Source organism: Kitasatospora sp. NPDC091276 (assembly GCF_040684355.1).
Lineage (GTDB): Bacteria > Actinomycetota > Actinomycetes > Streptomycetales > Streptomycetaceae > Kitasatospora.
The window spans coordinates 32,478-58,525 of the sequence record NZ_JBFBFU010000044.1; the positions used below are offsets into that span (position 1 = coordinate 32,478).

Consider the following 26,048-nt stretch of genomic DNA (forward strand, 5'->3'; position numbering starts at 1 on the left):
TCCTCAGTCACGGGGCCGGTCCCGGAGCCGTCGTCGGCCTGCGGCATCCTGGCCCGATGAATGCACCGAGGGCCCAGTGGGTCAACACGACACATGACTGGTCGAGCACCGTCGATACGGACCATCTGGCGCACATCAGGCAGAACCCGGCGAAGTTCGCTCCGGACGGACCGTGGCACCTCGTCCTGGAAGTCCTCGGCTATGCGGCCGACGAAGCGTCAGGCAGTGGCGGCGGGCGCTGTGTCCTCGTTCTCCACGCCGACGGCTCGCTGTCCGTCAGGGACGACGGGCGGGGCACCGACACCCGGGTGGACGAGCGGGGCCGGAGCGTGAAGAAGCCGGTCATGGCGACGAAGGACCTTCGGTTCTTCGACTCCCCACAGGCCGAAGTGCTGCCCGACGGTCATCCCCGGCGCGGCATGTCCGTCGTCGCAGCGCTCAGCGACTGGCTCGTCCACACCAACCGCCGTCTCAACGGAGCCTGGACCCAGCGCTACGAACTCGGCATCCCCGTCACCGGCCTGGAGCCCATCGAGGTGGACGGCACGACCGGGACACTGGTCCACTTCAAGCCGAGCGCACCAGTGGGCCCGCTCACCACCCCAACGCTCACCGGCCCGACACTCACCGGCCCGACGCCTGACGACCTGACACACCTGGCCGCGACCTGGCCGCAGTTGGAGGTCCAGTTCGACGACCGCCGTGGGCCGCACTGATATTCGAGACATCCACGACATCCGAGATATCTGACCGGCAGCTGTCCGAGTTCCCGCGTGCCAGGTCCTCCCGCGTCTCAGGTCAGGCTCGCGGCCTGTTCCCCTGCTTTCCGGGGCGTCCTCTCGCGACGCGGGAGCAGCAGCGGGGTGGCGAGGAGGAGGATTCCGGCGGCGGCGATCGCGGTGCGGGGGCTGGTGGTGGCGGCCAGCAGGCCCCAGAGGGCGGTGAGGGCCGCGATGGCGGCACTGCTGCTGATCGACCATGCGGCGAGGGTGCGGGCGAGCTTGTCGGGGTCGATCTGTTCGAGCCGGTGGGTGGCCAGCAGCGGATTGAACAGGCCGCAGCAGGTGACCAGCCCGAGCTGGACGGTGACAATGAGGACGATCCCGGGGGCGCCGGGCTGGACGAACGCCAGCCCGATGGGCCAGCACGCGCGCAGCACTCCGGCGGTGAGCAGCGTCCGGTGCTGTCCGAAGCGCGTCGCGAGCGGGCGGGTGAGGCGTGACCCGAGCAGGCCGCCGACGCAGGGGGAGGCGAACACGAGGCCGTACTGCCAGGGTGCGTAGCCGAGGCGGCCGAGGAGGAGTACGGCCATCAGCGGTTCGGCGGCCATGATCAGGCCGTTGACCACGATCGTGTTGAGGAACAGCGGGCGCAGTGTGGGGTGGGCGAGGATGTGGCGCCACCCTTCGAGCAGGTCCCCGGCGCGCAGCCGCGGTGCGCCGGTCGGCGCGGGGTGCGGTTCGGTGCCGCCGATGGCGCGGATGCCGAGGGCCGAGAGCAGGTAGCTGAGGGCGTCGGCGACCACGGTCACCACCGGGCCGAACAGTCCGATGGCGGCCCCGCCGAGCGGTGGCCCGACGGTGGTGGCGGTCCACGTCGTCGATTCGAACCGGCTGTTCGCGACGAGCAGGTCCTGGGCTGGCACGAGCGTCTTGAGGTACGCGCCGCTGGCGGCCTTGAAGGCGATGTCGGCCGCGGCGGTGACGACGGAGACGACGAGGAGCTGGGCGAAGCTGAGCCGGCCGAGCGCGAACGCGGCGGGGACGCTCAGCAGCACCGCGAACCGGGTCAGGTCCATCGCCATCATGACCGGCCGTTTGCGCCGGAACTCCATCCACGGACCGAGCGGCACGGCGACCAGGGCCCCCACCGCCCGCCCCGCGGCGGACAGCAGCGCCACCTGGGTCGGTCCGGAGTGCAGCACGAGGATCGCGAGGAGGGGGAACGCGCCGAATCCGAGCCCCGAGCCGTAGGAGCTGACCGCGAACGCCGCCCACAGCCATCCGAACCGTCGCCCCAGTGCCCGCCGCCCGTTCATGCCCGTACGCCTTTCGCCGATCCGAACAACCACCCGATGACCACCGGCATCAAAGCGGATGGCGAATGGCGGGATCAAACAACCGATCTGCCGGGAAGGCACAACCATCCGTTGTGCGGACACGATGGGCGGCGTGGATCTCGACGCTGTGCGGGTCGACGGCGACAACTTCGACCAGTTGCCCTGGTGGGAGCGTGCCGGAGGCACCGGCACGACGAGTGCGCGGTGCCGCCAGGACCCGACGCCGTTGCAGCCGTTGCGGATGTGGTCGGTGATGACGTACCCGGGGACGATCGGCGAGCCCGAACAGGTCCAGATCCCGTCCTTGACCGGTTCCTGGAACGGCCACACCCTACGGGGAGGAGGTGTGCACGACATGTGCTGATCGCATGCACAGACAATCTTGGCCCAAAGTCGCCCTGCGCACGGGAGCCCGTCAGGTCGGAGCGGTGGAAGCTGCGAGGTGGAAGCCCTGCGGGGGAGGCCGCGCGGTCGATGCCGAAAGCGCCTGCGCCTGGCACCCGCAGGTCAGTGGGAGCAGAATCACGTCCATGTTCACGACCAATCGCCTGACGATACGCCAGTGGCAGCCCGAGGACCGCGAGCGGGCACTCGACATCTACTCCCGCTGGGAGGTGACGCAGTGGCTGGGCCGCGATCCCCGCACCCTGGAAAACCTCACTGACGCCGAGGCGACGATCGAACGCTTCCGCTCCCGCTCGGCCGACCCGCGCTTCGGCATCTGGGCGGCGGAACGGAAGGACACCGGCGTGGTCGCCGGCTCCGTCCTGCTCGCCCCGATCCCGGACGGCGACGGAGAGGTCGAGGTCGGCTGGCACCTCCATCCGGACAGCTGGGGGCAGGGCTACGCCACCGAGGCCGCGCAGGGCGCCGTGGCCAAGGGATTCGCGGACGGCCTGGCCGAGATCCACTCGGTGGTCCGGCCGGACAACCGGCCGTCGCTGGCCGTCTGCCACCGGCTCGGCATGACCGCGCTGGGCCGCACCACCCGCTGGTACGGCATGGAGTTGGAGGAGTTCCGACTCGCCCCCTGACGGGGATCCGGGCGAGGACAGCCCGTTCGGCTCGCCCGTCGCCCGGGCGGGCCGGTCCGCCGGATCCCGGCGCCGATTCGGTGACGGGTGGTCAGGTGAGGTCAGTCCCGGGGATCATCCCGTTCCCGTGTCGCTATCTGAGCGTATTCAGCCCGGACAGGCCGGTTCGCCCCCTTGAGGGGGACTTCGCATGCGTCGTCGCACGACCCGCCCTGTCTTGACCGCAGCCGTCGCGCCGGCCCTCGCGCCGGCCCTCGCGCCGCTCGCGGGCTGCACCGGCGTGGGCAGCGACGCTGCCGCGCCGGCGGTCGCCGCACCTCCCCCGCCGGAGCAGGCGTTCGGCCCGAACCGCGCCGCGCTGCCGGCCTGCTGCTGACGCTCCGCCGGACCCGCCGCTGACCGCCGCCCTGCCGGTCCCGGGCACACCCGGGACCGGCAGGATTCCGGCTCCGTCGGGCCGTGCGGCACTGGTGCCCCCGGATTGATCGCACGCCCTGGACGAGGATCGGGGCTCGTACCGGTGAAGCCGGCGCGAGCCCCGATCCCGTTCCCCCCACCCGCACGAGGCGGGGGAACCCTCAGCAGATCCGCGGGAGTTGCTCCCCCATCGGCAGGTCGATGACGCGGGTGCCGCCGAAGAGGGTGCGGCAGACGACCATGCCGGGGTGGTCCACCACGCACTCGCCGATCACTGCCGAGCGCGCGCCCAGCGGGTGCGCCCGCATCGCGGCGAGGACGGCGTCGGCGTGCTCGCGCGGAACGAAGGCGACCAGCTTGCCCTCGTTGGCGACGTAGAACGGGTCGAGACCGAGGATCGCACAGGCGTTGGCGACCTGCGCGGGCACGGGGACGGCCCGCTCGTTCACCACGACGCCCACCCGGGCGGCCTCGGCGATCTCGCCGAGCGCCGCCGCGAGGCCGCCCCGGGTGGGGTCGCGCAGCACGTGCAGGTCGGGTGTGACGGCCAGCATCGCGGCCACCAGTCCGCCGAGGGCTGCGCAGTCGCTCTCGATCTCGACACCGAATTCCAGGCCCTCGCGCACGCTCATGATGGCCACGCCGTGCAGGCCGATCTCACCGCTGACGATCACCACGTCACCGGGGGCGGCGCGCTGCGGCCGGATGTCGACTCCGGCCGGGACGAGCCCGATGCCGGCGGTGTTCAGGTACACGCCGTCGCCGTGCCCGGCCTCGACGACCTTGGTGTCGCCGGTGACCACCTCCACCCCGGCGGCCCGGGCGGCGGCGCCCAGCGCCTGGGCGACGTGCGCGACCACGGCCGTCTCCACGCCCTCCTCCAGGATGAAGCCGCAGGACAGATAGGCCGCCTGGGCCCCGCTCATGGCCAGGTCGTTGACGGTTCCGTTGACCGCGAGGTCGCCGATGCTGCCGCCGGGGAAGAAGAGCGGCCGCACGACGTAGGAATCGGTGGAGAAGGCGAGCCGGGCACCGCCGAGCTCGACGACCGCCGAGTCCGCGAGCCCGGCGAGCACCGGCCCGCCGAAGGCCGGGGCGAACAGGTTCGCCACCAGTTCGGCCGACAGCACCCCGCCTCCGCCGTGCCCCATCACCACCCGGGGGTGGTCGCGCAGCGGCAGCGGGCAGCTCCATCCGAGGATGTCCGGGGCGCCGCCGGCGCCGGTCTGGGTCTGGGTCTGGGTCTGGGTCTGGGTCTCAGCCAACGGGGCTCGCCTCCCGGGCGATGCCCGGCGCGTCGAGCCGCCGGTAGAGGTAGTAGGCGGCGCAGGCGCCCTCGCTGGAGACCATGGTGGCGCCGAGCGGGGTGCGCGGGGTGCAGGCGGTGCCGAAGGCCTCGCACTGGTGCGGCTTGAGCAGCCCCTGGAGGACTTCCCCGCTGCGACACTGCGCGGGTTCGACGGTGGTGATCCGCGCGACGTCGAAGCGGTGCTCGGCGTCGTGGTCGCGGTAGCCCGGGGAGAGCCGCCACCCGCTGTCCGGGATGACGCCGATGCCGCGCCAGGCCCGGTCCGTCACTTCGAAGACGTCCTCCAGCATGGCCCGGGCCGCCGGGTTGCCCTCCGGGCGTACGGCCCGCGCGTAGGCGTTGTCGACGGTGTGCTCGCCGTTCTCCAACTGCCGTACGGTGCGCCGGATTCCTTCCAGGATGTCCAGCGGTTCGAAGCCGGTGACGACGATCGGCACCCGGTGGCGATCGGCGAGCGCGGGGTATTCGTCGGTCCCCATCACGCTGCACACGTGTCCGGCGGCGAGGAAGCCCTGGACCCGGCACTGCGGCGAGTTCATGATGGCCTCGATGGCGGGTGGCACCCGTACGTGCGAGACCAGCATGCTGAAGTTGCCGATGCCCCGCTTCCTGGCCTGGTGCACCGCCATGGCATTGGGTGGTGCGGTGGTCTCGAAGCCGATGCCGAAGAAGACGACCTCCCGGTGCGGGTTCTCCTCGGCGATCCGCAGCGCGTCCAGCGGGGAGTACACCACCCGGACGTCGCCGCCCTCGCCGCGTACCCGGAAGAGGTCACGGCCGGTGCCGGGCACGCGCAGCATGTCGCCGAAGGAGCAGAAGATCACCTCGGGCCGGGCCGCGATCTCCAGCGCCTTGTCGATCACCTCCAGCGGGGTGACGCACACCGGGCAGCCCGGGCCGTGGATCAACTCGACTTCGGGAGGAAGCAGTTGGTCGATCCCGTGTCGGATGATGCTGTGCGTCTGACCGCCGCACACCTCCATCAGCGCCCACGGCCGGGTGACCGTCGCCCTGATGTCGGCGAGCAGGCCGCCGGCCAGCTCGGGGTTCTGGAACTCCTCCAGGTATCTCACCGTTCCTCCTCCCGCTTCGCCGAGGCCGCCGAGGCCGCGGCAGTCTCCGCAGTCTCCGCGGCCTCCCAGGGGTCGCCGAACTCCTCCTGGAGCAGGCCGAGTTCCTCGAACAGCTGCAAGGTCCGGCGAGCCGATTCCTCATCCAGCCGCTGCAGGGCGAACCCGACGTGGACGATGGCGTACTCGCCCACCTCCAGGTCCGGCAGGTACTCCAGGCACACGTCCTTGACGACCCCGCCGAAGTCGACGACCGCCATCCTGGTCCCGTCGCGTTCCGCGATCTCCAACACTCTTCCGGGTACCGCCAGGCACATCGCGGTCTCCCTCCTCTCTCCGGTTCCTCCGAACCTGCCGAACTCCGTGCGGGCGGCCACTCAGCCGTCGGCCCGTGCCGCCACCATCAACTGGCCGAGCGCGAGCCCCGCGTCGTTGGGCGGCACCCGGCGGTGCCGCAGCACGGTGAACCCGTCCTCCGCCAGGCCCCGCGCGCACGCCGAGGACAGCAGCGCGTTGGCGAAGACGCCGCCGCTCAGCGCGACCGTCTGGGTGCCGTGCCGCCGCCCGATCTCGGCGCAGACCGCCCGTACCAGCGCGGCCACCGCCGCATGGAACCGGGCGGCGATCAGTCCGGGCGGCGCCCCTGCCGCCAGGTCCGCCACCACCGCGGCCAGCACCGGCCCCGGCCGGGCGGTCACCACCCCGCCCTCGTCGGCGAGTTGGAATGCGTAGGCCTCCCCCGGGCCGACCACCGGCCCGTGCGCGAGGGCGGCCGCCTCCAGCTCGATCGCCGCCTGCGCCTCGTACCCGGCTTGCTGGCAGACCCCGGCCAGCGAGGACACCGCATCGAACAGCCGGCCCATACTGGAGGTCGGCACGCAGTTCACCGATCGGTCCAACTGCTGTGACAGCAGTCGGAGTTCGTCAGCAGGGCAGGAGCGCACCGGCGGCAGGCCGGCCGCCCACGGGAGTCCTGCCGCCCGCAGATGGGCCAGCGCCATCCGGTACGGGCGCACCACGGCCGCGTCGCCCCCCGGCAGCGGAACGTAGTCGAGCCGGGCGAGACGCCGAAAGCCCCGGTAGTCGGCCAGCAGCGCCTCTCCGCCCCACACCGCGCCGTCCTCTCCGTAGCCGGTGCCGTCGAAGGCGATCCCGATCACGGGCCGGCTGCCGTCGAGGCCGTGCTCGGCCATCACCGAGGCGATGTGCGCGTGATGGTGCTGGACGTCCCGCACCTCACGGCCCCGGGCCGACCTGCGCACGTGCCGGGCGGAGCGGTAGCCGGGGTGGCGGTCGACGACGAGCACTTCGGGCTGCACGCCGGTGACGGCGCCGAGGTGGTCCACCGCGCGGTCGAAGGCCCGGAGGGTGGCGAGGTCGTCCATGTCGCCGAGGTGGCCGGACAGCCAGGCGTAGCCGTCCCGGGCCAGCGCGAAGGTGTTCTTGAGGTCGCCGCCCGCGGCCAGCGCGGGCCGCACCGGCACCGGCAGGGGCACCGGGAGCGGCACGTAGCCGCGCGAGCGCCGTACCGGCAGCGGCTGCCCGTCCACCACCCGCACCACGGAGTCCTCGCAGGGCACGTGGATGGGGCGGTCGTGGGTGAGCCAGCCGTCGACCAGCGGGGCGAGGCGGGCGAGGGCCTCCCGGTCGTCCGTCACGATGGGCTCGCCGGACAGGTTGGCGCTGGTCATGACCAGCAGTCCGGGGCCGGGAGGGGCGAGCAGGAGGTGGTGCAGCGGGGTGTACGGCAGCAGCACGCCGAGGTCGGGGCTGCGCGGAGCGGCTGCTTCCAGTTCCGCGAGCCGGTGTTGCCCCCGGCGCAGCAGTACGATCGGCCGCACCGGGCCGGTGAGCAGGTCTTCCTCGACGGGCCCCAGTTCCACCGCCCCGGATGCCGCCAGCGCCCTGAGCTGTTCGAGGTCGCGGGCCATCAGGGCGAAGGGCTTGTCACCGCGCCGCTTGCGCCGGCGCAGCAAGGCGACGGTGTCCGCGTCGGTGGCGTCGCAGGCCAGGTGGTAGCCGCCGATGCCCTTGACGGCCAGGACGGCTCCGCAGGTGATCAGGCGCCGGGCCTCGGTGAGCGCCTGCTCGCCGTCGAGCACGGGGAGCCCGGGGACGGACAGGGTGAGGGTCGGGCCGCAGGTGTGGCAGGCGACGGGCTGGGCGTGGAAACGCCGGTCGGCCGGGTCGGCGTACTCGCGGGCGCAGTCGGGGCACATCGCGAAGGCCGCCATCGTGGTGTTGGCCCGGTCGTACGGCAGGGAGGTGACGATGGTGTGGCGGGGCCCGCAGTTGGTGCAGCTGATGAACGGGTGCCGGTGGCGGCGGTCGGCGGGGTCGGCCAGTTCGGCGAGGCAGTCGGCGCAGGTGGCGGTGTCCGGGGGGATCTGGGTGCGGTGCGGTCCGTCGGCGCGGGAGGGGGTGATGACGAAGCCCGGTGTGCCGGTGACGGCCAGCGGCTGGTGGTCCACCGAGGCGACGTCGGCGAGCGGGGGCGCGTCGCTGGCGATGCGCCGGCAGAACGCGGTCACCGCCTCGCCGGTGCCCTCGATCTCGGCGAGCACGCCCTCGCCGGTGTTGGTGACGCTGCCGGACAGCCCGAGTTCGGTGGCGAGGGTGAAGACGAACGGTCGGAAGCCGACGCCCTGGACGAGTCCGCGCACGGCGACCCGGCGGCGCTGGAGCAGGGGCGGCTGCTGATCCGTGGTCACGGCAGGTCCACGGCCGGGTGCGGGTGGTCGTGGACCCCCGCGTGGTCGTGGTCGTTGCCGTGGTGGTTGTGGTTGCCGTGGTCGTGGTCGTGGTCGTGGTCGTGCGCGCCGGCCATCACCGGCCGGTGGACCTGCGCTCCGGCCAGCACCGCGAGCGCCCGGTCCAGCAGCGCACCGGCGCCCTGCCCGGTGCGGGCCGAGGTGAAGACCACCTCCACCCCCGGGTTGACCCGCGCGACGCTCGCGAGGAAGGCCGCTTCGTCGAACTGTGCCGCGACCGCGAGGTCCGCCTTGGTGACCAGCACCAGGTTGGCCAGTCCGAAGGCGGTCGGGTACTTGAGCGGCTTGTCCTCTCCCTCGGTGACCGAGGCGAGGACGACCCGCAGCGATTCGCCGAGGTCGTAGGAGGCGGGGCAGACCAGGTTGCCGACGTTCTCGACGAACAGCAGCCGGGTGTCCGGCGGCAGCCAGCCGGCCAGGTGCCCGCGCAGCATCGCCGTCTCCAGGTGGCACAGGCCGTCGGTGAGGACCTGCTTCACCGGCGCGCCCGAACGGGCCAGCCGGCGCGCGTCGTTCTCGGTCGCGAGGTCGGCGGTGAGGGCCGCGACGGGCACCTCGCGCTCCCGGGCCAGGCCGAGTTCGGCCTCCAGGAGCGCCGTCTTGCCGCTGCCCGGGCTGGACAGCAGGTTCACCACGACGGTGCCCCGGGCGGCCAGTTCCGCCCGCAGCCGCCGGGCGTCGTCGTCGTTGCGGGCGAGAACCGCCTGCCGGAGATCGACGGTGCGACACATCGGTTTCAGCCTCCTTGATCGGTCCGGGCGCCCGTCGGGGGCTCGGACCACTCGACGCCGAGGATCTGCAGCTCACGCCCGGCCAGCAGTTCGACCCTGGCGCCGGCGCAGCGCGGGCAGCCCAGGTCGGGCGGCATGCCGACGCTCCACTCGACCCCGCAGGGCGTGCACTTCGCCCGTGCGGCGACGGCCTCGGTCTCCAGCACCGCACCTTCCAACAGCGTTCCAGCGCAGGCCAGTTCGAAGCAGAAGTCGAGTGCCGACGGGACGACTCCGGCCAGTTCGCCGATCTGCAGCCGGACTCTGGCCACGGCGCTCTCCCCGTGTGCGCGGGCGGCCCGGTCCACCTGGTCGACGACGGCCGTCGCGATCGACATCTCGTGCATCTGTCTCGTTTCCCGCGGTTGGAGGCGCCCGGCTCCGTGGGGGCGCGGGCCCGGTGTCCGGGCCCCGTGAGCAACAGGCCCCATTACAGGGTGCGGCGGCGGGAACGGCTCGAAGCCGCGCCGCCGCCGTATCCGTGACTACCTGTTCGCAGCACGCCGGTGGTGGTCCCCGCGCGTACTGCTCCGCTACCGCATCCGCTCCTACATCCGCCGGATCCGCAGGTAGCGCCTCAGGTCGGGAAGGCTCTGCCAGATCAGCGCCGCGGCTGCGGCCAGGACGGCCGCGGCGGCCGCGACGGCGAGGTTCTTCAGCATGGTGCCGCCTCTCTGTGGGTGTGTGCGTCCGTGGTGAGGACGCGCAGGATCACGGCGACCGCCTCGTCGACGGCGGCGGCCACTGGGGTGCTCAGTCCGATCCCCTCCTCCAGTGAGGCGGGTTCGCAGCCGACCACCAGGACCCGCCCGGGCGCGGTGCCGCCCGTTCCGGCGGCCAGGGTCGCGAGCAGGGCGAGCACGGCGTCCGGGCCCATCCGGTGGCCGTCCAGGACCATCGATTCCACCGGTCCGGCGTCCGCTTCGATCAGGTACACCGTCCCCGGCTCGCCGCCGCGCGCGGTGGCGTCGACGAGCACCAGCGTCCGGTAGCCGTCGAGGAGTTGGTAGGCCAGGTGCACGCCGCGCACGCCGACGTCGAGGAGCTCGACGCCGGCGGGCAGCTCCCGGGCGGCGAGGCGCCGGACGGTCTCGACCCCGAAGCCGTCGTCGCCGAGGAAGATGTTGCCGACCCCGGCGACCAGGACCCGCCCGGTCCGGTCGGCGCTCACGGCCCTTCCACCGGGGTGACCTCGTCCGGCTGGAAGTACCGGAAGCGGCCCTGCGCCCGCCACAGGTCGGCACCCGGGTCGTCGTCCACGGTGACGGCCAGGTGCACCGAACCGTCGACGTCGTGCAGCACCGCCTCCACCAGCGCGGTGCGCCCGTGCAGGAACACGTCCTGGGCGTCGGTGCGGCGGCGCCCGGGCCGGAGCCGCACCCGGCTGCCGGCGGCGACCGGGCGGCCGTCGATCATCACCTGGTCCCGTTCGGGGTCGGTCTGCGGGTCGTTGCCCGGGTCCCACCAGGGCCGGTCCGCCCCGGCTTCGGGGTGGGTGAGTTCGCGCAGCCCCCGGACGGCGCCGTGCAGCCGTTCCAGGATCTCGGGGGGCATCGAGTCGGCGAGGTCGATCACCGCGCCGGCCCGGTCGTCGGTGCCCCGGGCCTCGCGCTTCTCCCGCTCGGTCAGGGCCGCGGTGCGCAGCGCGAGGATCTCGTCGATCTCGGTGGCGTCGTAGAGCGCGCCGGGGCTCTCGGGGGCGATGTGCGGGTGGTCCTCCAGGATGATCGGCGAGGAGAGCAGCACCTTGCCGCTGCCGGGCGGGCCTGCCAGCACGGGCCAGGTGTGCTCGTTGCGGCAGGCGCGCACCGCCTCGCCCGCCCACTCCGGCGGGTCGGTCACCGAGAGGAAGGAGCCGCGGTCGAGGCCGAGCAGCAGGTGGGCCGAGACGAGGGCGTGCGCCAGTGCGGCCTCGCGTCGGGTGCCGGGCACCGGGTCCCAGTCGGAGGTGTTCTCCACCAGGACGGTCAGCCGCTGCGCCCGGTAGGGGCCGGGTACGTCCTGGGCGGTGATCCGCAGTCGGCCCTGGACCCGTTCGCGGCGGCGCAGGAGCCGCCCGGCCAGCGCGCCGTCCTCGACGAGCGGCTCCTCGTCCTCGGACGCGTCGAGTTCGAAGCCGCGGACGGCTTCACCGGCCGCCAGTTCCTCGACCGGGATGAGGAGTTCGATCCGCTCCTCGACCCCTTCGTCCCAGGGGGCGAGCACCCGGTCGGCGAGCTCCAGCTCATCGACGGTCCGGAATCCGCCCTGCCTGCCGGCCTCTTGGACCGTCCGCCGTTGGAGGCGCAGGAACCGCAGCTCGACGGCCAGCTGGTCGCCCCGGCGCGCTTCCATCACGCACTCGGTGCGCTGGTGGGAGTGCTCGCCGCTGTCGGCGCCGTAGCGCGGCGGGGTCAGGACGCCGAACTGCCAGCGCAGCCGGTTCTTGGCCGCTGACGCCCGGTAGGGGTAGAGCACGTAGCCCTCGAACAGGACGGCGTCGGCGATCTGCCGGGCGTGGGCGAACCTGTTCTCGCTCTCGTGGGCGGGCGCGGTCACCGCTCCCCCTTCGCGGTCTGGGCCGCCTTGACGGCCTGGGGTGGCTTCGCGGCCTGGGTCGTCGCTGTGGTCCGGGTCGGCGCTGTGGTCTGGGTCGTCGCTGTGGTCCGGGTCGGCGCTGTGGTCCGGGCCGTGCCGAGCAGCTCGCGCACGGTGGCCTCCCAGGACGGCAGGGCGTGCCGGGAGCGGTAGGCGAGCAGTTCGGCCATCAGGTCAGCGGGCAACCGGAGCCAGCCGCAGCCCGGGAAGTGCGCGTCGATCGCCTCCCGCCAGACCTTGACCGGCATCCGCACGGCGGCTTCCTGGTCCCAGGCCACCGGGGTGACCTGGAAGCCGCCGGGGCCGGCGAAGGCGGTACCCGAGAAGAGCAGCAGCAGCGGCACGTCCCCGTCGTCCAGTGCGGCGAGGTAGCGGGCGGCGGAGACGTCCATGTCGTAGGTGCAGGGCACCACCAGGTCGGTCTCGGTTTCGCCGGTGAACGCGCCGACCAGCAGCGGGACCTGGGCGAACTGGACCGGGTGGAGGGTGCCGGCCCAGCGTGAGCGCTCGCCGAACAGGTCGGTCAGCCGCCCGCCCTCGGCGTCGCCGTAGCGGCGGCGGGCCGGTTCGATCCGCAGTTGGCAGCGCAGCGCCAGCGCGTGCACCCGCACGTCGGCGGGGGCGGTGATGCGCAGCCGGAAGACCAGGGCGGGCCCGGCGGCGTAGGGATCGGCCCGCACTCCGGTGCAGGCGAAGGAGATCGAGGTCACCGGGCGCCGCCTTCGGGGAGGGCGCGGGACCGGGCGGCCAGGCGGTCGAAGAAGGCGGTCTGTTCGGCGCGTGCCTCGGCCCCGCCGTCGAAGCCCTTCCAGCAGCGCCGCAGTCGGCCGACGAGTTCGTAGCAGACGTCGACCGGCACCAGGTAGCACTGGATGCCATCGGTGTCGCGCCGCAGCAGTAGCGCCTCGACGTCCGGCCGCAGCGCGGCGTGGAGGCGGCTGCCGCCGAGCGCGGCCTGCCAGGCGGCCTCGTCGGGTTCGGCCTCGGTCGCGCCGCCCGGGCCGGGGTAGAGCAGGACGGACCGCTGCAGACGCGTGGTGCGCAGCAGGAACGCGGTGGCGACCGGGATGCCGAGGGCGGCCCAGGCGTCCTCGCCGAGGGGGTGGGCCGGGTCGGTCAGGTAGCGGTCGGGGACGGCGCGGTAGCGGCCGTCGGCCGCGCCGGGCTGCTGGAACAGCAGGGCGCAGGCGGTGCAGGCGCAGGTGAGCGCCTGCTGGTCGGTGTCCGCCAGGTGGCGGTGCTCGGCGGGCAGGTGCCGGCCGCAGAACTCGCAGCGTTGCGGCTGCGGGGGTGCGGGCTCCCGCAGCCGACGCAGCAGCGCGGTGCCGGGCCGGTCGAGCTGGCGGAAGGTCATCGCGCGTCCGCCGGGGGCCGAGCGCCGATCTGCAGCAGTTCCGCGGGGCGTTCGAGCTCGACCGCGGTGACCTCGGGGGCGTGGCAGGCCAGGGCGTTCTCGATGTCCTGTTCGCCGCACCCGCAGCCGCTGCGGGTGCGGCGCAGCCGGGCGGTGCCGGTGGCGGGGTCGAAGGCGGCCAGGTCGACCGGTTCGGGCAGGGTGGCGAGTGCGCGGGTGATGCGGGCGGTGACGTCCTCGGGGTGCAGGTCGTGCAGGACGAGCAGCCCGGCCAGCGACGGTTCGTCCAGCAGCCGGGCGAGCGCGGCGGGCGGCAGGGCCTGGACGAGGCGGGCCAGGGCGTCGCCGTAGAGGGCCATCAGTTCGCGGACGAGGTGCTCGCCAGCCTCCTGCGCGTCGGCGCCGGCCAGTTGGTCCAGGGCCTCCTGGATGCGGGCCCCCGCCTGTTCCGGGGTCATGCGGTGAGTCCGCTCAGCCCGGTGGGCACGTGCATGGTCTGCACCGTCTTCCCGTCGCCCAGGTACATGTGGACGCCGCAGGGCAGGCAGGGGTCGAAGCTGCGCACGGCGCGCATGATGTCGATGCCCTTGAAGGTCTCCGGGGGGTTCTCCTCGAAGATCGGGGTGTTCTGGACGGCGTCCTCGTAGGGGCCGGGGGTGCCGAAGCTGTCGCGGACGCTGGCGTTCCACGGGGTCGGCGGGTAGGGGTGGTAGTTCGCGATCTTGCCGTCCCGGATCACCATGTGGTGGGACAGCACGCCGCGTACGGCCTCGGTGAAGCCGCAGCCGATCGACTCGTCCGGCACCTCGAAGCGCTCCCAGGTCTGGCTGCGCCCGGCCCGGACCTCGTCGAGCGCCTTCTCGGCAAAGTGCAGGGCCGCGGCGGCCGCGTAGGCCTGGAAGTAGGTGCGGGCGCGGTTGCGTTCGATGGCGTTGCTCCACTGCGGGATCTTCCACTCGAAGGTGGTCTCCGGCTTGGTCATGGAGCGCGGCAGGTTGATCTGCACGCTGTGTCCGGTGGCCTTGATGTAGCCGATGTCGACCAGTCCGGACAGCGCGGTAGACCACAGGCGGGCGATCGGACCGCCGCCGGTGTCGAGGGCGAGGTAGTCCTTGCCGTCGAACCAGCGGGGGGACATCACCCAGCTGTACTTGTCGTCGAAGTCGCGTTTCTGCGGGGCCGGGATGGTGTGCTGGTTCCAGGGGTGGCGGGGGTCGACGGGGTTGCCCAGCGGGTCGTGGGTGACGAAGAGTTCCTTGCCCTCCCAGTCCTGGTAGTAGGAGCTGCCGAGCAGGATGCGGATGCCGAGGTTGATCTCGGTGAGGTCGTTGGTGACGAGCTTGCCGTCCACCACGATGCCCGGGGTGACGAACATCCGCCGGCCCCAGTCCGTCATGTTGCGGTAGGTGAAGTCGCAGTGGTCCGGGTCGTTGAGGCTGCCCCAGCAGCCGAGCATGACGCGGCGCCGGCCGACCTCCTCGTAGCCGGGCAGGGCCTCGTAGAAGAAGTCGAAGAGGTCGTCGTGCAGCGGCACGACCTTCTTCATGAACTCCACGTAGCGCATCAGCCGGGTCAGGTAGTCGGTGAACAGCTGGACGGTGGCCACCGTGCCGACGCCGCCGGGGTAGAGGGTGGAGGGGTGCACGTGGCGGCCCTCCATCAGGCAGAACATCTCCCGGGTGTAGCGGCTGACCTGGAGCGCCTCGCGGTAGAACTCGCCCTCGATGGGGTTCAGCGAGCGCATGATGTCGGCGATGGTGCGGTACCCGTGGTCGCCGGCGTGCGGCGCCTCGGTGCGTTCGGCCAGTTCCAGGACGCCGGGGTTGGTCTCGCGGACCATCTTCTCGCAGTAGTCGACCCCGACCAGGTTCTCCTGGAAGATGTTGTGGTCGAACATGTACTCGGCGGCCTCGCCGAGGTTGATGATCCACTCGCCGAGGTGCGGGGGCTTGACCCCGTAGGCCATGTTCTGCGCGTAGACCGAACAGGTGGCGTGGTTGTCGCCGCAGATGCCGCAGATCCGGCTGGTGATGAAGTGCGCGTCGCGCGGGTCCTTGCCGCGCATGAAGACGCTGTAGCCGCGGAAGACCGAGGAGGTGCTGTAGCACTCCGCGACCTTCTTCTGCTTGAAGTCGATCTTCGTGTGGATGCCCAGGCTGCCCACGATCCGGGTGATCGGGTCCCAGGACATCTCCACCAGACCGCTGCCGTCGCCGGCCGTCCTGGTCGTCGGTGCCATCGTCTGTCATGCCCTTCTGTCAGCGGGAGGAGGCTCTGCAACGGCCCGCCCGCCCCGGGCGGGGCGGGCGGGCCGAAGGGGGAAAGGGGTCACCACGGCGGGCGGTAACCGGTGGTCAGGCGGCGCCCGGTGTGCCGCCACTTGGGCTCCTGGTCGACCGTCCGGCCCGTGATCGTGCGCAGGCGGCGGATCACCGCCCCGTACGCCGAGCTGGCGCCCGTCGAGACCCGGGAGCCGGGCGGCGGGTCCATGAACGGCATGAACTTGTCGGGGAAGCCCGGCATGGTGCAGGCGATACAGATGCCGCCGACGTTGGGGCAGCCGCCGATGCCGTTGATCCAGCCGCGTTTGGCGACGTTGCACTTGACGACCGGGCCCCAGCAGCCGAGGCGCACCAGGCACTCGGGCGTGCCGTAGTCGGTGGCGAACTGGCCCTGTTCGTAGTAGCCGCCGCGGTCGCAGCCCTCGTGCACGGTCGCGCCGAACAGCCAGGCCGGACGCAGCTTGTCGTCCAACGGGATCATCGGCGCGGAACCGGCCAGCTGGTACAGCAGGTAGGTCAGCGTCTCGGCGAAGTTGTCGGGCTGGATCGGGCAGCCCGGCACGCAGACGATCGGCAGGCCCGCCTTGGACTTCCAGTCCCAGCCCAGGTAGTCGGGCACGCCCATGGCACCGGTCGGGTTGCCGGCCATCGCGTGGATGCCGCCGTAGGTGGCGCAGGTCCCGATGGCGACCACCGCGGTGGCCTTGGGGGTGAGGCGGTCCAGCCACTCACTGGTGGTGATCGGCTGGCCGGTGTCCGGGTTGTCGCCGAAACCGCACCAGTAGCCCTCCTCCTTGATCGTCTCGTTCGGGATGGAACCCTCGACGACCAGGACGAAGGGGTCGAGCTCGCCGCGGTCCGCCTTGAAGAACCACTCCACGAAGTTGTCCGCGCCCTGGACCGGACCGCACTCGAAGTCGATCAGCGGCCAGTGGACGGCGACCTTCGGCAGGCCGGGGAGTGCGCCGGTGACGATCTCCTCGATGCTGGGCTGCATCGCCGCGGTCAGGGAGACCGAGTCCCCGTCGCAGCTCAGACCCGCATTGATCCAGAGAATGTGCACCACGGCGGCGTCGGCTGAAGTTGTTGCAACCGCACCCATGAGGATGCCTCCTCAAAAAAACGGGAGCCGAACAGATAAGCTCAAAAAATTCATAGCAGCAGTTCAGCCCGGCCGCCGGTCCAGAGAACCGGGCAGGTCGCTCGAAGGGACGCAAGCCGGCGCACCCGTCCGGGTGGCCGTCAGCCGGACTCGGCTGGTCCCGAAGGGAGCCCGCACTGAACACCCCGCTCGCGGAGGGCCTGGCCCTGGTACTGCTGCTGGCCGTGCTGGCCTGCGCCGTCGTCCGGCCGTGGGGCTGGCCCGAGGCCGCCGTCGCGGTGCCCGCCGCCGCCCTGCTGGTCGCCACCGGCGCGATATCGCCCGCGCACGCGCTGGAGGAGGCCGAACGGCTGGGGCCCGTGGTCGGGTTCCTGGCGGCGGTGCTGGTACTGGCACAGCTGTGCGACGAGGAGGGGCTGTTCCACGCCTGCGGGGCGTGGATGGCCCGGACCGCCGCACGGCCCGGACGGCTGCTGGTGCAGGTGTTCGCCCTGTCCTCGGTGATCACCGCGGTGCTGAGCCTGGACGCGACGGTGGTGCTGCTGACCCCGGTGGTGTTCGCGACCGCCACCCGGCTCGGCGCCCGGCCGAAGCCGCACGTCTACGCCTGCGCACACCTGTCGAACACCGCGTCGCTGCTGCTTCCGGTGTCCAACCTGACCAACCTGCTGGCGTTCGCGGCCAGCGGCCTGAGCTTCACCCGGTTCGCCGCGCTGATGGCCCTGCCGTGGCTGGTGGCGATCGGCGCCGAGTACGCGGTCTTCCGCCGGTTCTTCGCCGCCGACCTGGACAGCGGGGCCCCGCCGCCACCGGACGAGGCGGCCCCCGAGCTGCCGCTGTTCGCGCTCGTCGTGGTGGCCTGCACGCTCGGCGGGTTCGTCCTCACCTCCGCACTGGGCGTCAATCCGGCGTGGGCGGCCGCGGCGGGGGCCCTCGTGCTGGCCGGCCGGGCGCTCGCCCGGCGCCGCATCACGCCGACGGCGGTCGTCCGGGCCGCGAACGTTCCGTTCCTCGCCTTCGTCGTCGCCCTCGCGATCGTCGTCCGCGCCGTCGTCGACAACGGCCTCGCCGCCGCGCTCGGCCACGTGGTCCCCGCCGGCACCGGACTGCCGTCCCTGCTCGCGGTCGCCGTGCTGGCCGCCGTCCTCGCGAACGTGATCAACAACCTGCCCGCCGTTCTGGTCCTCCTGCCGCTGACGGCGGCCTCCGGCCCGGGTGCGGTGCTGGCGATGCTGCTCGGCGTGAACATCGGCCCCAACCTCACCTACGCCGGCTCCCTGGCCACCCTGCTGTGGCGCAAGATCGTCCAGCAGCACGGGAGCACCGTCCGGCTGGGCGAGTTCACCCGCCTCGGCCTGCTCACCGTCCCGTCGGCGCTGGTGCTGTCCGTCCTGGCGCTGTGGGTGTCGCTGCGGGCCCTGGGAGGCTGACGGGCGGGGCGCCCGCGGGGCGGGCGCCCCAGGGCGCGGGGGTGTCAGGAGATCATGAAGTCCCGGACCGGCAGGGGGCGGTTGACCACGCGGACGTCGCCGATCCAACCGTGGAAGACCTGGCTGAGCGCGCCGCCGTACTCGTAGCCGCCGAGCAGCCAGGGGTGGCCGAGGGTGCTGAGGCCCTCGGACGGTGTCGAGGGGTTGCGGACGACCTCGCAGCCGTTCACGTACATCCGGGTGAGCCGCTTGTTGTTGACGACCGCGACGTGCCACCACGCGCCGAGCGGGAGTTCGTGGCCCCAGTTGGTGACGGGGCCGCTCAGGTTGGTCGGGTAGACGCACCACTGCAGTTCCCGCCCGCCGGACAGGCTGAGCGTGGCGACCGGCTCCTGCGGGTCGGTGTCGGGGCCGGTCTTCCCCGCCTCCCCGCTCGTGCCCCAGCGGCTGAGCAGCGCCGTCCAGGCGTTGCGGCCGGCGTCCCAGTCGGCCGGCAGCTTGAAGAACGCCTCGAAGGTGTAGCCCTGCTGGAAGGTGTCGGCGTTCATCGGGGCCTTGGCGACGGTCTGCAGGTACGCGCCCTGGACCGGCTTGCCCCGGCCCTCGAAGTAGAGGCTGCCGCGGCCGGGCTGGTCGGGGTGCGACTCGGTGGACCAGGTGAGCGTCCCGGCCGGGCTGCCCGGGGCGGTCTGCTTGACGAGGTCGTTGCCGTGACCGCTCAGGTCCTTGACGACCTGGGAGTCTGCGACGGCGCTGCCGGCCGGCCGGCCGCCGTCGAAGCGCCAGTAGGCGACCGTGCCCGGGATCGTCACCTGACGCGCGGGGCGGGCCGGGCGGGCCGGGACCGGGGCGAAGCCGGCGAACCGCCGCGCGAAGTCCACCTGCACCGAGAAGCTGTCCACCGGGCCGGTCAGCTCGATCTCCTGGCTGGCTAGGCGGTTGACCTTCTCGGCGGCCAACTGCTGGATCCAGGGCGAGTACGTCCGCACGTCGATGGTGTTGCGGTCCAGGTCGAAGCGGTAGGCGCGGATCATCGCCGCGCCGCCGTAGTACCGGTTCTGGTAGTTGGTGATGTGGACGTGGACGTCGTGGCCGGCCTTGTTGGTCAGCGTGGTGCTGCCGGGCGGCCAGTAGTGGCCGTTCAGGGTGAGGAAGATCTGGTCGTTGCCGCTGATCAGCCTGTCCCAGAGCGCGTGCCCGTGGTCGGACAGCTGGGCGGCGCCGCCGTCGTCGGCGTAGGCGAGGTCGTGGGTGGTGAGGATGACCGGCACGGTCGGGTGCTGGGCGATCACCGAGTTCGCCCAGGCGAAGCCGCGGTCGGACAGCCGCCAGTCCAGCGAGAGCACCATCCAGTCCCGACCGGCTCCCCGGAACAGGTGGTAGGTGTTGTAGCCGTCCGGGCTCGCGCCCTTGAAGGTCGCCGAGCGGGCGAACCGGGCCGGGTTGAAGGTGTCCAGGTACGCCGTCCGGCCCCGCTGGTCGTCGCTGCCCGAGCCGACGTCGTGGTTGCCGGCCAGGACGCTGTAGGCCGCGCCGTGGCGGTCGAGGAGGGCGAACGCCTTGCCCGCGGCGGCGAACTCCTCGGCCTTGCCGTTCTGGGTGACGTCGCCCAGGTGCGCGAGGAAGACGAAGTTCTCGTCGCTGCCGTCCAGCACGTGGCGCAGTGAGGCCTCCAGCGGGGCGGGGTGGATCCGGTCGTCGTCGAAGAGGTACTGGGTGTCGGGCATCACCGCCAGGGAGAACCGGGGGCCGTCCGGGTCCGGATCCCAGGCGCCCCGGCCGTCGTCCGCGGCGGCGGGCGCGCCGAAGGCGTCGGCCGTCGCGTCAGCGGGCTCGTCCGCCGCCGCCGTCGCCGTGGAGCCCGCCCCGAAGACCGCCAGCCCGGCGCCGACCAGCCCCGTCGCGCGCAGGAAGGCGCGGCGTCCGGCCGCCGCCGGCGCGTCGGAGTCGAACCCGACGGTCCGCGGGCAGCTCGACCCGTGGTCGTCGTGGGGAAGGTCGTTCTGATGGTGGTTCATCGGGGCAGCTCCTCGGGCCGTGCACGGTGATCGCGACGTTAGGGGCACGACGCGGACCGCCGACCGGACGGCCGGCCTCCGCACGGTGAACGCCCGGGGAACGTCCCCCGCGAGCGCTGCTCCCCGTCCGGGCCTCCCCGCCCGGCTTCTGCTGCCGGGTCAGTGGCCGCCCTTGGGTTCGGTGCAGCCGCCGTCCAGGTACATGCCGTGCGGGTGGACGTCGGGCGGGGAGGTCAGCAGGCCGCTGACGCACAAGACGGCTTCGGGGATCTGGAGGTCGAATCCGGGGGCGCCGGTGGAGGTGCGGACGTTGACCAGCTCGGCGGGGTAGCCGAGGCGTTGGAGGGCCGCGCGGAGGCCGGCTTCGTCGAGGACGGCCGGCGTGCCGGCGGGCCGCAGGGCGTCCGCGATCCGTGCCGCGTGGGCCTCGCCGCGGCATTGGGCGTCGGCGAGGAGCCTGACGGTCTGTTTGTAGGCGTGGTTCTCCGCGTACTTGTCGGCCCAGGTACCGCCGTCGCCCGTGGGGGCGGCGGCCGGGGCGGACGGCGGTGTGGCGGCGACGCCCGCGCATTTCGCCGCGACCTGGGGGAAGAGCCGGTCGTGGCGGGCCAGGGCCTCGGCTCCGGCCTGGCCGGGCTCTCGGGCCGGGGTGGTCGCGGTGGTGGGGGCGCCGCCGACCGGCGTGCCGCCGGTCGCGCCGCCCGGTACGCTCACCGATCCGCAACCGGCCAGTGCCACGGCCGTCACGGCCACGGCCAGGCCTGCGGCCATCGCGGTCCTCGCGCGCTTCATCGACCTTCTCCCCCTTGGACATCGACCCTTGATCGCATCATTGTCGCGTACGGGGGCGACGGCCGGCGGGTCAGTCCGCGAACGGGCCGGTGTCTCCGAAGGCGAGGCGGGTGAAGTGCTCGGCGATGCGGTGGTGGCCGGCCTGGTCCGGGTGCAGGTCGTCGGGGAGCGGGTGGTCGTCATGGTCGGTCCGGCCGTAGAGCGAACGGCCGTCCAGGTAGTGCAGGTTGAGGTCGCCGTCGGCGGCGCGGGCGGCGACGATGCGGGCGAGTTCGGTCCGGATGACGGTGAGGGTGAGGCGGCCCGCCGCGGTCTCGGCCGGGTCGCCGGTGGCCCGGAAGCGCAGTGCCCCGGTGCTGAAGTCGACGGCGAGGGGCCCCGGGGTGTCCTCCTGGATCGGGCAGAGGATCGGGGAGACGACGAGCAGCGGCGTGGCCGGGTGTCCTTCGCGGACGGTGTCGAGGAAGCCGTGCACCGCCGGGACGAAGGCACGCAGGCGCATCACGTCGGCGTTGACGAGGTTGATGCCGATCTTCAGGCTGATCAGGTCGGCGGGGGTGTCGCGGATCGCGCGTGCGGTGAACGGGTCGAGCAGCGCGCTGCCGCCGAAGCCGAGGTTGACCAGGTCGACGCCGCCCGCGGCCGCCGCCAGGGCGGGCCAGGTGCCGGTCGGGTGGGTGGCGTTGGAGCCGTGGCTGATCGAGCTGCCGTGGTGCAGCCAGCGACGGCGGGTGCCGTCCGGGACCGGGGTGACGGGGGCGTCGGTGTCGAGGGCGAGGAGTTCGGTGGTCTCGGTGTGCGGGAGCCAGATCTCGACGGTCTTGTCCCGGGCGGGCAGACCGGTGAACCGGGCGGTGCCGGGCGGGCCCTGGGTCAGCTCGACGCGGCCGGTGACCATATCGACGGTGCGCAGGTTGCCGCCGGACACCGTGGTCTGCGCCGTCAGCCGCCCGTCGACGAGGAGGTCGTACACCCCGTCGGGCGGGGTGGGCACGCCCACGTAGGCCCGCTTGGTCGGGACGGTGTGCAGGTCGATCGCGGTGGCGCGGGTGCGGAAGGCCAGCCGGACGCCGGAGGGCTGGGACTCGGCGATCGCGAGCTGTTCGTCGGGGATCTGCCGGCGGGCCCGGGCGGGCAGGCGGTGCGGCAGCAGGCCGCGTCCGGTGTGCTCGACGTCGAGGTGGCCGTGCAGCAGGGCCTCGGTGACGGGGGTGGTGAAAGAGGTGTTCATCGCTGTTCCATCGCGTTCTGTGCGGGCCCTGCCCGTGCCATGTGCTTTCTGCCATCCGGCTATAGTCAGTATGGGATTACCTAATGAGTTTAGGCAAATGGGATTACAGCCTTGGATTCCCGGTCCTGGATCCCCAGGCCCTGGCTGTCGGCGGCCACGGCCACGGCCACGGCGTCAGCCCGCCAGGATGACCGTCTCCGCCGGGCCGGAGAAGCCGGCCTGCTGGACCGGGGCGCCGGTCGCGGCGAGGCGGCGGTGCTCCTGCGGACTGACGCCGCGGACGCGTTTGAAGGCCGCCGAGAGGGCGAAGGCGTTGCTGTAGCCGACCTTGCGGGCCGCGAAGGCGACGGTGCATTCGGGTTCGCGCAGCAGGTCGGCGGCGACGGCCAGCCGCCAGCCCGCCAGGTAGGCCATCGGCGGTTCGCCGACCAGGCCGGTGAAGCGGCGGGCCAGGCCCGCCCGCGACACCCCGACCCGCTGGGCGAGGTCGGCGACCGTCCAGGCGGTGGCCGGGTCGTCGTGCATCAGCCGCAGCACCGGTCCGACGACGGCGTCGTGCTGGGCGCGGTACCAGGCCGGGGCGCCGGAGTCGGGGGCGGCGAGCCAGGAGCGCAGCACGGAGACGACCAGCAGGTCCAGGATGCGGTCCAGGACCAGCTCCTGACCGGGCTCGTTGCGCCCTATCTCAGCGGCCAGCAGGTGCACCAGGGTGTCGTCGGCGCCGGTGCCGGCCGGGCGGACCAGCAGGGCGGGCAGGCAGGCGAGCAGGCGCTGGCCGATCTCGTGCTCGGCCTGGTAGGTGCCGGACAGGACCACCGAGGACGCCTGGTCGCCCTCCCGGCCCTGCCCCCAGGTCCGGACGCCGAGCGACATCACCTCGGAGACGTCCACCCCGCCGCGCGTGCAGACCTGCCCGGGGCCGACGATCACATCCACGGGGGTGTCGGGGTCGTCCGCCACCGTGTACGGCTCCGGACCCCGGACGATCGCCACGTCGCCGGGGTGCAGCAGCAGCGGCGTGCCGCGCTCGGGCAGGATCCAGGCCTCGCCGCGAACCATCGTCACCACCGACAGCGGGGCCCGGTCCTCGATCCGCAGCGACCACGGCGGGGTGAGGATCGAGCGCAGCAGGAACGCGCCGCGGGCCTTGGGGCCGTCGAGGAGTCCCGTCAGAGTGTCCATGGGCCCAAGTGTAGACGGCAAGACATCATTTGACGGTTCGTCATTTGAGAGGGTCTTGAGTGATCGAGGTGGCCCGAGCGGCCCGGATGCCGGATGATCGGCGCACGGGGGACGAACCGATACGCAGATACGCAGAGACAGTGAGGGGCTACGAAGATGGAACTGGCACGCACACTCGCACTGGTGGCGGCCACCGTCACCTGTGGACTGACCGCCGGGTTGTTCTACGCGTTCGCGTGCTCGGTCATGCCCGCGCTCGCGCGGGTCGAGGACCGCACCTTCATCGAGGTCATGCAGCGCATCAACGTGGCCATCCTGAACGGCTGGTTCGTCCTCGGCTTCGTCGGCGCCCTCCTCACCACCGGCGCCGCCGTCGCCCTCCACCTGCCCTCCGACGGCCACCACGCGCTACCCGCCACCGTGGCCGCCCTGGTGCTCTACATCGCCGCGATCGGCGTCACCCGCTCCGTCAACATCCCGCTCAACGACGAACTCGCCGCCGGCGGCGAGCCCCGGCGCATCACCGACCCGGCCGCCGTCCGGGGGCGCTTCGAAGCCCGCTGGGTCCGCTTCAACGTGCTGCGCGCCCTGCTCTGCACCGCCGCCGTCGCCTGCCTCGCCTGGGCGCTGATCCTGCACGGCCAGGCCTGACCCCGCGCCCGGTCGGACCCCCGGATACGCCTTCGAACTCCCGCGCGCGTCGTGGGAGTTCGAAGGCGTATCCGGGGCCGGTCCCGCCCTAGCCGCAGAGGGTCCCGAAGGTGTACCCGCGCGCCTTGAGGGTGGAGAGGATCGTCGGAAGCGCGGCGGCGGTCTGGCTGCGGTCTCCGCCGCCGTCGTGCAACAGGATCACCGAGCCCGCGCGGACGTTCTTCAGCACCCGGGACTGGATGGCCGCCGTTCCCGGCCGGGACCAGTCGGTCGGGTCCACCGACCACAGCACGACCTGCTTGCCGAGCGCCGCCGCGCGCGAGCGCACGGCGCCGTCGACCGCACCGTAGGGCGGGCGCAGGCAGCTCGGGGTGCGGCCGGTCTGGGCGCGGATCGCCTTGTCCGTGTTCGCCACCTGGGCGTTGACGGCGGAGGCCGAGAGCCGGCGCAGGTCCGGGTGCGACCAGGAGTGGTTCTGCACGCTGTGGCCCGCCCGGGCGACCTGCCCGGTGAGCGCCGGATGGGCGGCGACGTTCTGCCCGATCTCGAAGAACGTCGCACGCACGCCGTAGCGGGCGAGGATCCCGAGGATCTTCGGCGTGTACGTGGGGCTGGGGCCGTCGTCGAAGGTGAGGTAGACGACCTTCCCTCCCTTGTCGGCCTTGGCGCCCGCCGCCTCGGCGGGTGCGGCCGGCACCGCGACCGCCGCTCCCGCCACCAGGGCGACGGCGAGTGCGCCGATCGCGGTCCGAATCCGCCCAACCGCCCTGCGCCTGCCGGAATGTACGGCCATGCCTGCCCCCTGCCCCTGGTGCCGGAACCGCCCTGTACCGACCAGTCTGCGCCGAAGGGCGCCGCCGCCGCGACCGGCCGGGGGTGAATTCGGCCAGCTGCCCGGCGGGTTGACCAGCCGCGGGAACAGGGCCGGGATCAGGGCCAGGCACCGGGCCAGGCACCGGGGCCGGGCACGGCGACCGCCCCCGGTGGGGATCCACCAGGGGCGTCAACCCCGTTGCGGGGCCCGGCCGTTCAGCGCGAGGCGCGGCCGTGCAGGACCAGCGCCCGGGTCAGGGCCGCCAGGCCGCCCGTGCAGAGCAGCGTGCGGAGCATGTTGGTGGCCACCCAGGTGCCCTCGAACTTGGCGCGCACGCCCGCGAAGTCGGTGATCTGGGACGGGTCGCCGGCCTGCGCCAGCTGGTTGTTGAGCGGGATGTTGACGCCCATGGTGACCATCAGGGCCACCACGTACAGCACCGTCGCCCCGGCGGCCCACAGCGCCGCCTGGCGCCGGCCGGCCTTGTGCTGGAGCCAGGCCGCCACGCCCGTCGCCACGAAGGCGCCGACGAAGACCAGGCCGAACATGCCGTTCTCGATCGACTTGTTGATGTGCTGCATCGCCGTCACGTACGTCCGGTCGTCGCCCGCCGCGAGGCCCGGCATCACGGACACGTCGAAGGCGAAGAACAGGCCCGCCATCAGGCCCATCGCGATGGTGGCGCCCGCCAGGACGGGCCCGGCGGCCTTGCTCCGTGCGGCGGGGGCCGCCGAGGCGCCCGGCGCGAGGCCGCCGAAGGAGGATGGAGCGGAGTAGGAAGCTGGAGTCGCGGTCTGGTTCGAGCGCATCGGTAATCCTTCGATTTCTCCCCGGCCCCCGCCCAGCGCGGGGGCCACCACGGTGCCCGGGCACCGGCTTCCGTACCGCTCCCGGGTTCGACCCGGATGGACGGTCAGGAAGTCGGCGAGGCCCGGCACCGACGATCAACGAAACTGACTGGCCTGCGAGTTGTGCGGCGTGGTGGGCGGCTCACACGTCCCAGACCCCGGACGCGGCGGCCTCGCGGGCGAAGTCGGCGAAGTCCCGCGGCTCACGCCCCAACGCCCGCCGCACCCCGTCCCCCAACGAGGCGTTACGACCGTCCAGGATCACCGAGAACAGCTCCGCGAAGTCCCCCGGCAGACCCGCCTCCTCCAACACCCCCCGGTACGCCGCCTCCGACAC

The 26,048-nt window shown here is 72.8% G+C and carries 26 protein-coding genes and 1 pseudogene; 6 read left to right on the forward strand and 21 right to left on the reverse strand.

The annotated features are described in order from the left end of the window. The first annotated feature begins 56 nt into the window (after positions 1 to 56). Complete coding sequence (locus AB0O19_RS35025) at positions 57 to 716, forward strand: ATP-binding protein (RefSeq protein WP_363625402.1); 660 nt, start codon at positions 57 to 59, stop codon at positions 714 to 716. A gap of 77 nt (positions 717 to 793) precedes the next feature. On the opposite strand, the gene AB0O19_RS35030 is transcribed toward AB0O19_RS35025, so the two are convergent. Beyond that, entirely contained in the window at positions 794 to 2,038 is a 1,245-nt protein-coding gene (locus AB0O19_RS35030) for an MFS transporter (protein WP_363625404.1), read from the reverse strand. A 133-nt stretch (positions 2,039 to 2,171) separates the two neighbouring features. Here AB0O19_RS35030 and AB0O19_RS35035 point away from each other — a divergent pair, with 133 nt between their 5' ends. The 3 genes from AB0O19_RS35035 to AB0O19_RS35045 all read left to right on the forward strand — a co-directional run bounded on the left by AB0O19_RS35035 (position 2,172) and on the right by AB0O19_RS35045 (position 3,469). Beyond that, positions 2,172 to 2,423 (forward strand): hypothetical protein, encoded by a 252-nt coding sequence (locus tag AB0O19_RS35035; protein ID WP_363625407.1) that lies wholly within the window; start codon positions 2,172 to 2,174, stop codon positions 2,421 to 2,423. 166 nt (positions 2,424 to 2,589) lie between these two features. Next, positions 2,590 to 3,093 (forward strand): GNAT family N-acetyltransferase, encoded by a 504-nt coding sequence (locus AB0O19_RS35040; RefSeq protein ID WP_363625409.1) that lies wholly within the window; start codon positions 2,590 to 2,592, stop codon positions 3,091 to 3,093. A 217-nt stretch (positions 3,094 to 3,310) separates the two neighbouring features. After that, positions 3,311 to 3,469 (forward strand): hypothetical protein, encoded by a 159-nt coding sequence (locus AB0O19_RS35045; RefSeq protein ID WP_363625411.1) that lies wholly within the window; start codon positions 3,311 to 3,313, stop codon positions 3,467 to 3,469. A 202-nt stretch (positions 3,470 to 3,671) separates the two neighbouring features. Here AB0O19_RS35045 and hypE read toward each other — a convergent pair whose 3' ends face one another. From hypE to AB0O19_RS35110, 13 genes are all read right to left on the reverse strand, one after another. Beyond that, positions 3,672 to 4,775, reverse strand: coding sequence for a hydrogenase expression/formation protein HypE (hypE, locus tag AB0O19_RS35050; RefSeq protein ID WP_363625413.1), 1,104 nt, complete (start codon positions 4,773 to 4,775; stop codon positions 3,672 to 3,674). Continuing rightward, entirely contained in the window at positions 4,768 to 5,892 is a 1,125-nt protein-coding gene (gene hypD / locus AB0O19_RS35055; protein ID WP_363625415.1) for a hydrogenase formation protein HypD, read from the reverse strand. Before hypD ends, hypE begins: the two co-directional genes overlap by 8 nt. Further along, positions 5,889 to 6,206 carry a HypC/HybG/HupF family hydrogenase formation chaperone gene (locus tag AB0O19_RS35060; RefSeq protein ID WP_363625417.1) on the reverse strand — a complete coding sequence of 106 codons (318 nt, stop codon included), beginning with the start codon at positions 6,204 to 6,206 and terminating at the stop codon, positions 5,889 to 5,891. Before AB0O19_RS35060 ends, hypD begins: the two co-directional genes overlap by 4 nt. Before the next feature lie 60 nt (positions 6,207 to 6,266). Continuing rightward, complete coding sequence (hypF, locus tag AB0O19_RS35065) at positions 6,267 to 8,600, reverse strand: carbamoyltransferase HypF (RefSeq protein WP_363625419.1); 2,334 nt, start codon at positions 8,598 to 8,600, stop codon at positions 6,267 to 6,269. After that, positions 8,597 to 9,391, reverse strand: coding sequence for a hydrogenase nickel incorporation protein HypB (gene hypB / locus AB0O19_RS35070; RefSeq protein ID WP_363625421.1), 795 nt, complete (start codon positions 9,389 to 9,391; stop codon positions 8,597 to 8,599). The genes hypF and hypB overlap by 4 nt, the downstream gene beginning before the upstream one ends. Positions 9,392 to 9,396: 5 nt before the next feature. Then, positions 9,397 to 9,777 (reverse strand): hydrogenase maturation nickel metallochaperone HypA, encoded by a 381-nt coding sequence (gene hypA, locus AB0O19_RS35075; protein ID WP_363588689.1) that lies wholly within the window; start codon positions 9,775 to 9,777, stop codon positions 9,397 to 9,399. A 308-nt stretch (positions 9,778 to 10,085) separates the two neighbouring features. Next, the gene (locus AB0O19_RS35080) at positions 10,086 to 10,601 is read right to left on the reverse strand and encodes a hydrogenase maturation protease (protein WP_363588691.1); all 516 of its coding nucleotides are present in this window, start codon (positions 10,599 to 10,601) and stop codon (positions 10,086 to 10,088) included. Further along, positions 10,598 to 11,968 (reverse strand): hypothetical protein, encoded by a 1,371-nt coding sequence (locus AB0O19_RS35085; RefSeq protein ID WP_363625423.1) that lies wholly within the window; start codon positions 11,966 to 11,968, stop codon positions 10,598 to 10,600. Before AB0O19_RS35085 ends, AB0O19_RS35080 begins: the two co-directional genes overlap by 4 nt. Beyond that, entirely contained in the window at positions 11,965 to 12,717 is a 753-nt protein-coding gene (locus AB0O19_RS35090) for a DUF6084 family protein (RefSeq protein WP_363625425.1), read from the reverse strand. Before AB0O19_RS35090 ends, AB0O19_RS35085 begins: the two co-directional genes overlap by 4 nt. Then, the gene (locus AB0O19_RS35095; protein ID WP_363625427.1) at positions 12,714 to 13,361 is read right to left on the reverse strand and encodes a DUF5947 family protein; all 648 of its coding nucleotides are present in this window, start codon (positions 13,359 to 13,361) and stop codon (positions 12,714 to 12,716) included. Before AB0O19_RS35095 ends, AB0O19_RS35090 begins: the two co-directional genes overlap by 4 nt. After that, positions 13,358 to 13,819 carry a thioredoxin gene (locus tag AB0O19_RS35100; RefSeq protein ID WP_363625429.1) on the reverse strand — a complete coding sequence of 154 codons (462 nt, stop codon included), beginning with the start codon at positions 13,817 to 13,819 and terminating at the stop codon, positions 13,358 to 13,360. The genes AB0O19_RS35095 and AB0O19_RS35100 overlap by 4 nt, the downstream gene beginning before the upstream one ends. Then, on the reverse strand, positions 13,816 to 15,600 hold the full coding sequence (locus tag AB0O19_RS35105) for a nickel-dependent hydrogenase large subunit (protein ID WP_363588701.1): 1,785 nt from the start codon (positions 15,598 to 15,600) through the stop codon (positions 13,816 to 13,818). The genes AB0O19_RS35100 and AB0O19_RS35105 overlap by 4 nt, the downstream gene beginning before the upstream one ends. A gap of 89 nt (positions 15,601 to 15,689) precedes the next feature. Beyond that, positions 15,690 to 16,745 carry a hydrogenase expression protein HypE gene (locus tag AB0O19_RS35110; RefSeq protein WP_350886892.1) on the reverse strand — a complete coding sequence of 352 codons (1,056 nt, stop codon included), beginning with the start codon at positions 16,743 to 16,745 and terminating at the stop codon, positions 15,690 to 15,692. A gap of 176 nt (positions 16,746 to 16,921) precedes the next feature. On the opposite strand from AB0O19_RS35110, the gene AB0O19_RS35115 reads away from it, so the two are divergent. After that, positions 16,922 to 18,175: an SLC13 family permease gene (locus AB0O19_RS35115; RefSeq protein WP_363625443.1), complete on the forward strand. Its 1,254-nt coding sequence runs from the start codon at positions 16,922 to 16,924 to the stop codon at positions 18,173 to 18,175. A gap of 44 nt (positions 18,176 to 18,219) precedes the next feature. Here AB0O19_RS35115 and AB0O19_RS35120 read toward each other — a convergent pair whose 3' ends face one another. The 4 genes from AB0O19_RS35120 to AB0O19_RS35135 all read right to left on the reverse strand — a co-directional run bounded on the left by AB0O19_RS35120 (position 18,220) and on the right by AB0O19_RS35135 (position 23,398). Continuing rightward, entirely contained in the window at positions 18,220 to 20,193 is a 1,974-nt protein-coding gene (locus AB0O19_RS35120; RefSeq protein ID WP_363625431.1) for a LamG-like jellyroll fold domain-containing protein, read from the reverse strand. Between the two features lie 159 nt (positions 20,194 to 20,352). Beyond that, complete coding sequence (locus tag AB0O19_RS35125; protein ID WP_363625433.1) at positions 20,353 to 20,985, reverse strand: hypothetical protein; 633 nt, start codon at positions 20,983 to 20,985, stop codon at positions 20,353 to 20,355. 70 nt (positions 20,986 to 21,055) lie between these two features. After that, the gene (locus tag AB0O19_RS35130) at positions 21,056 to 22,216 is read right to left on the reverse strand and encodes a GDSL-type esterase/lipase family protein (protein ID WP_363625435.1); all 1,161 of its coding nucleotides are present in this window, start codon (positions 22,214 to 22,216) and stop codon (positions 21,056 to 21,058) included. A 174-nt stretch (positions 22,217 to 22,390) separates the two neighbouring features. Beyond that, a complete protein-coding gene (locus AB0O19_RS35135; protein ID WP_363625437.1) occupies positions 22,391 to 23,398 on the reverse strand; it encodes an AraC family transcriptional regulator in 1,008 nt (335 codons plus the stop codon). Between the two features lie 156 nt (positions 23,399 to 23,554). Between AB0O19_RS35135 and AB0O19_RS35140 the strand changes: the two genes are divergently transcribed. Next, positions 23,555 to 24,049, forward strand: coding sequence for an anthrone oxygenase family protein (locus AB0O19_RS35140; RefSeq protein WP_063350758.1), 495 nt, complete (start codon positions 23,555 to 23,557; stop codon positions 24,047 to 24,049). 88 nt (positions 24,050 to 24,137) lie between these two features. Here AB0O19_RS35140 and AB0O19_RS35145 read toward each other — a convergent pair whose 3' ends face one another. The 3 genes and pseudogenes from AB0O19_RS35145 to AB0O19_RS35155 form a co-directional block, all read right to left on the reverse strand. Further along, entirely contained in the window at positions 24,138 to 24,842 is a 705-nt protein-coding gene (locus AB0O19_RS35145; protein ID WP_363625439.1) for a polysaccharide deacetylase family protein, read from the reverse strand. A 236-nt stretch (positions 24,843 to 25,078) separates the two neighbouring features. Further along, positions 25,079 to 25,672, reverse strand: a complete 594-nt coding sequence (locus tag AB0O19_RS35150) for an anthrone oxygenase family protein (RefSeq protein ID WP_063350756.1) — start codon at positions 25,670 to 25,672, stop codon at positions 25,079 to 25,081. A 181-nt stretch (positions 25,673 to 25,853) separates the two neighbouring features. Next, a pseudogene (locus AB0O19_RS35155) lies at positions 25,854 to 26,048 on the reverse strand (NmrA family transcriptional regulator); the annotation flags it as partial.